The following is a 5041-nucleotide window of genomic DNA, read 5'->3' as shown; positions in this document are numbered from 1 at the left end:
CGACCACGCCGAGGCCGCCAAGCGCTGGGGCGCCCTGGACAAGCGGATCGGCGAGGCCGGACAAACGGAGAGGGACGGTTCCGCTGCTGCGGGACCGTCCCTACGACTTTGTCCTGACCGGTACGCCGGCCGGCTCCGTCCTGCCGGGCCCGTCCGACCGGACGGTTCCCGGACCTGCCGTCCGGCCCCGCTGCCCGGGGCCGGAAGGAGCGGTGTGCCGGTCCCGCGGGCGCAGCCGCGGGCCTCGGGCCCTGTCCGCCGCGGTGCTCAGGCGCCGCAGTCCCGGCAGATCGGGTTGCCGTTCTTCTCGCTGTAGAGCTGGCTGCGGTGGTGCACGAGGAAGCAGCTCATGCAGGTGAACTCGTCGGCCTGCTTCGGCAGCACGCGGACGGCGAGCTCCTCGTTCGAGAGGTCTGCGCCGGGGAGCTCCATGCCCTCGGCAGCGTCGAACTCGTCGACGTCGACAGAGCTGCCGCCCTTGTCGTTCCGCCGAGCCTTGAGCTCCTCGATGCTGTCTTCGTTGAGCTCGTCGTCGGTCTTGCGTGGGGTGTCGTAGTCGGTTGCCATTTTTCGCTCTCCCCCTCCGGGTTGTGCGGTGTGTGCGGTATCTCCAGCGCACGTAACGCATGGGGGGTCGGTCTTGTGCCCGACCCGAGGCGGAGATTTTGCCTTACTTCAAGCCCTGTTACTCAATCGACACTCAGCCCGGGCTCCATCGGGGTGATCCCCGGGGCTGCGGAAGGCCTCACGCTGGGCCATCGTCAGCCCTCCTCGGACCCGGCGAACCGGCCACGCACAGTGATCGCGAGAGGTGTGGGCGCCTGCGGCCTCCCTTGTCCACCAGGGGTGCCGACCGATCCCGTGGACCGATCCCGGGTCGAAATCCGGTCACGGACGGCGATCGGCACCCCTGATCGGGTGATCACTCTCCGGGGTCACCCGGAATCACGGAGCGACACCGTGTGAGCTTGCTCACGTTCAGAATCTTCCGGGGCAAACCACGGAAAATCCACCCACTCCGACGGCCCGGTGCGGCGCCTCAGCCGGCGTTCTTCCGGGCCTGGCGGCGCGCCAGCAGCGCGGCCTGGCGCTCCTCGAACTTCCGGGCCTGGCTGTCCAGCCCGTCCAGGAACACGCCCAGCTCGTTCTGCGCCAGCAGGCCCTCCGGCCCGAGGTCGCCGATCTCCATCACCTTGAGGTGGCGCAGCACCGGCTGGAGCACGTCGTCGTGGTGGATGCGCAGGTTGTACACCCCGCCGAGGGCGATCTGCGCGGCGGCGCGCTCGAAGCCGGGGATTCCGTGGCCGGGCATCCGGAAGTTGGTGACCACGTCGGCGACGGCCCGCATGGCCTGGTCCGGGGCGATCTCCAGGGCGGCCTTCAGCAGGTTCCGGTAGAAGACCATGTGCAGGTTCTCGTCATTGGCGATCTTCGCCAGCAGCTGCTCGCAGAGCGGGTCGCCGGCGTACTTGCCGGTGTTGCGGTGCGCGATGCGGGTGGCGAGCTCCTGGAAGGCCACGTAGGCGACCGAGTGCAGCATGCTGTGCGCGTTGTCGGACTCGAAGCCCTCCGACATGTGGTTCATCCGGGCCCGCTCCAGCTCCACCGGGTCGACCGCACGGGTGGCGAGCAGGTAGTCGCGGATCGCTATCCCGTGGCGCCCCTCCTCGGCCGTCCAGCGGTGCACCCAGGTGCCCCAGGCGCCCTCGCGGCCGAACATGGTCGCGATCTCGTGGTGGTAGCTGGGCAGGTTGTCCTCGGTCAGCAGGTTCACCACCAGCGACACCCGGCCCACCGCGGTCACCCGGGACTGCTCGACCGACCAGGCCTCGCCGCCCAGCACGCCGTCGAAGTCGCGGCCCTGGCTCCACGGGATGAACTCGTGCGGCATCCACTCCCGGGCCACGCCCAGGTGGCGGTTGAGCTCCTTCTCGACGACCTCTTCGAGCGCGAGGATCAGCCGCGCGTCGGTCCAGCCGCTCGGAACGAGCGAGGAGCTGCTCTGCACAGGGGCGATGGTCACGGTCTTGCTCCTGAGGGGACGGCACGCGCTGGGACGGGCGCGCTGGACGGGAACAGGTCGTTCGGACCCGTCGGCGGGCCGCCGACGGATTCACCTACGGTTGCGTAGGTTACGACACCGTAAGTTGCCCGGGCCGGAAATGACAAGCCGCCCCCGCCAGGCCTTATGTCGTCTTGACGGGCCTGGCGGGGGCGGCTGGAAACGGTCGCCTACGGAAGGGGCGGGCGTCGGACCCTCACGGCGAGGGGATGCGGACCCTCATGGTGAGACCGCCGCCGGCGCGCGGCGTGGCCTCGATGGTGCCGCCGTGGGCGCGCACCACCGAGCGGACGATGGACAGGCCGAGCCCGACCCCCTTGTCGCTGCGGGTGCGGTCGGCGCCCTTGACCCGCCGGAACGGCTCGAAGATGTGTTCCAGTTCGTACCCGGGCACCACCGGGCCGGTGTTGGAGACCACCAGCTCGCCGCCGCCGGGCACCGCGGTGGTGGCCAGTTCGACCCAGCCGCCCGGCGTGTTGTAGCGGACGGCGTTCTGCAGCAGGTTGAGCGCGAGCCGCTCCAGCAGCACGCCGTTGCCGGCGACCATGGCCGGATCGAGCTTCGAGCGCAGTTCGACCTCGCGCTTGTCGGCCTCGACCCGGGTCTGCTCCAGCGCCCGGGTGGCCACCTCGGACAGCTCCACCGGGCGCCGGTCGGTCAGCTCGTTCTCGCTGCGGGCGAGCAGCAGCAGGCCCTCGACCAGCTGCTCGCTGCGCTCGTTGGTGGCCAGCAGGGTCTTCCCCAGCTGCTGGAGGTCGGGTGAGGCCGCCGGGTCGGAGAGCTGGACCTCCAGCAGGGTGCGGTTGATCGCCAACGGGGTGCGCAGCTCGTGCGAGGCGTTGGCGACGAAACGGCGCTGGGAGTCGAAGGAGCGGTCCAGCCGGTCCAGCATGTCGTCGAAGGTGTCGGCGAGCTCCTTGAGCTCGTCGTCCGGCCCGTCCAGCTCGATCCGTCGGTGCAGGTCGGAGGAGGCGACGTCACGGGCGGTGCGGGTGATCCGGCCGAGCGGGCGCAGCACCCGGCCGGCCATCGCGTAGCCGGCCGCGAAGGCGATCACGGCGAGGCAGACGAGCACGGTGAGCAGTTTGCGCAGCAGGGTGTTGAGCGCCTGGCTGGCCTGGTAGGTCTTGTTGTCGTTCAGCCACTGGTCGAGCGCGGACTGGTTGGTGAGGGTCAGGCCGTCGGGGGTCCGCACGGAGATGCCCGGCCCGTTGAGCAGCAGGTGCGGCTGGCCGACGTTCTGGAGGGCCTGCTGGACGAAGAAGTACATCACCAGCAGCAGCACCACGCCGGCCATCAGGAACATCCCGCCGTAGAGCAGGGTGAGCCGCATCCGGATGGTGGGGCGGAAGGGCAGCCAGGCGAGCACCCCGTCGCCGGGGACGTAGGTCTGGTTCGACCGGGCCGAGCCCGGGGGGTGCAGGGGCTTGGGCGGTACGGCACGCGGGCCGCCGGCGGGCGCGCCGGAGGGCCCGCCGGCCGGGGGCGGGGTGGTCATGATGATCCTCTCGGGGCGTCCGCCGGGGCGGGCGCTCACGGCAGGGAGTCCTCGGGTGGGCGGACTCCGGTCGTCAGATCCGGTAGCCGGAGCCCGGCACGGTGACGATCACCGGCGGGTCGCCGAGCTTGCGGCGCAGCGTCATCACGGTGACGCGCACGACGTTGGTGAACGGGTCGGTGTGCTCGTCCCAGGCCTTCTCCAGGAGCTGCTCGGCGGAGACGACGGCGCCGCCGGCCCGCATCAGCACCTCCAGGACGGCGAACTCCTTGGGGGCGAGCTGGACGGTGCGTCCGTCGCGGATCACCTCGCGCCGGCCGGGGTCGAGCGAGATGCCGGCGCGCTCCAGCACCGGGGGCAGCGGGATGGTCGCGCGGCGACCCAGCGCCCTTACCCGGGCGACGAGTTCGCTGAAGGCGAACGGCTTCGGAAGGTAGTCGTCCGCGCCGATCTCCAGGCCCTCGACCCGGTCGCTGATGTCACCGGAGGCGGTCAGCATGATCACCCGGGTGGCCAGGCCCTGCTCGACCACCTTGCGGCAGACGTCGTCCCCGTGCACCAGCGGAAGATCGCGGTCCAGGACGACGACGTCGTAGTCGTTGACCGCGATGCGCTGGAGCGCGGCCTCCCCGTCGTACACCACGTCGACGGCCATCGCCTCGCGGCGCAGGCCGGTCGCGACGGCCTCGGCAAGCAGCTGCTCGTCCTCGACGACGAGAACCCGCACGGTCGTTGTCCCTTCTCCAGGCCGGCCCCGGAAGCGGACGCACGGCTCCGACGGTGCCTCCATCCTGCCTGGTCCGGCGGTAAAGCAGCGATAAGCTGCCTCTCGGGCACGGCACCCGGGTCCGCGGAAATGGCCGTTCGCACCCGTACCAGTCCGCTTGGACTGTGACACAGGCAACTTTCTTCCGACGGGAGGTTTCCCGGCTCCCGGGGCGGGGAGGACAGCTGCACACCCGCGATCTGGCTGACGGCCGGTCGCACCCACTCGCCGTGCGTTCATCCGCGCCGGCCCTGGGGCTGGGACATCACCGGGAGCGGCCGAAAGCCGTCTCCGCACCTGTCCGGAGATTCACCACCTTCCGGCCTGGGTGCATTCACCGGCTGGACCTCCTCGGGGCGGAGAGCGCACGACCGTGCACGTCCGACACAGTAAGGGGGCCCGTATGGACGCCTTCAAGGCCGGAATCCTGCAGCGCATAGCCAACGCGGAGCAGGATCTGCACCGAGCGATCGAGGCCGGGGACGAGTTCCTCGCCGAGGTGGAGCAGTCCGAGCTGGACGACCTCCGCCGGCTCGCCGCCGACCACGGCATCGACACGGTGCTGGAGCGCCACCGCACCGCTGCCTGATCCGTCCGGCACAACCGACCCGTCGCCGGACCTCCGGCACCAGCGGCCCTGCGGGGGCCGTGCGAAACCAGGCCCTGGCACCCCCCGTATGTCAGGGCTCTTCGCATGTCCGGGGCCGTCCCGCCC

5 protein-coding genes are annotated in these 5041 nt (G+C 70.8%); 1 reads left to right on the top strand and 4 read right to left on the bottom strand.

Annotation, left to right across the window (positions count from 1 at the left end; all coding sequences use genetic code 11):
* Positions 1-267 precede the first annotated feature (267 nt).
* The 4 genes from ACFU7Y_RS39925 to ACFU7Y_RS39910 form a co-directional block, all read right to left on the bottom strand.
* Positions 268-567 (bottom strand): DUF4193 domain-containing protein, encoded by a 300-nt coding sequence (locus ACFU7Y_RS39925; RefSeq protein ID WP_030285479.1) that lies wholly within the window; start codon positions 565-567, stop codon positions 268-270.
* 472 nt (positions 568-1039) lie between these two features.
* A complete protein-coding gene (locus ACFU7Y_RS39920) occupies positions 1040-2023 on the bottom strand; it encodes an acyl-ACP desaturase (RefSeq protein WP_224282988.1) in 984 nt (327 codons plus the stop codon).
* Positions 2024-2258: 235 nt separating this feature from the next.
* Positions 2259-3560, bottom strand: coding sequence for a cell wall metabolism sensor histidine kinase WalK (locus ACFU7Y_RS39915; protein ID WP_224282989.1), 1302 nt, complete (start codon positions 3558-3560; stop codon positions 2259-2261).
* Between the two features lie 73 nt (positions 3561-3633).
* On the bottom strand, positions 3634-4287 hold the full coding sequence (locus ACFU7Y_RS39910; RefSeq protein WP_030057689.1) for a response regulator transcription factor: 654 nt from the start codon (positions 4285-4287) through the stop codon (positions 3634-3636).
* A 442-nt stretch (positions 4288-4729) separates the two neighbouring features.
* Here ACFU7Y_RS39910 and ACFU7Y_RS39905 point away from each other — a divergent pair, with 442 nt between their 5' ends.
* Entirely contained in the window at positions 4730-4915 is a 186-nt protein-coding gene (locus ACFU7Y_RS39905; RefSeq protein WP_224282990.1) for a hypothetical protein, read from the top strand.
* Positions 4916-5041 lie beyond the last annotated feature (126 nt).

Source organism: Kitasatospora sp. NPDC057542, assembly GCF_042801945.1.
Classification (GTDB): Bacteria; Actinomycetota; Actinomycetes; order Streptomycetales; family Streptomycetaceae; genus Kitasatospora.
The sequence above is the reverse complement of the archived record's forward strand: the minus strand, read 5'-3'. Positions and strand labels throughout refer to the sequence as shown.

Bases quoted from the DNA above. Each gene is read 5' to 3' on its own strand.
- ACFU7Y_RS39905 (WP_224282990.1), top strand. From the start codon at position 4,730: ATGGACGCCTTCAAGGCCGGAATCCTGCAGCGCATAGCCAACGCGGAG.
- ACFU7Y_RS39925 (WP_030285479.1), bottom strand. From the start codon at position 567: ATGGCAACCGACTACGACACCCCACGCAAGACCGACGACGAGCTCAAC.
- ACFU7Y_RS39915 (WP_224282989.1), bottom strand. From the start codon at position 3,560: ATGACCACCCCGCCCCCGGCCGGCGGGCCCTCCGGCGCGCCCGCCGGC.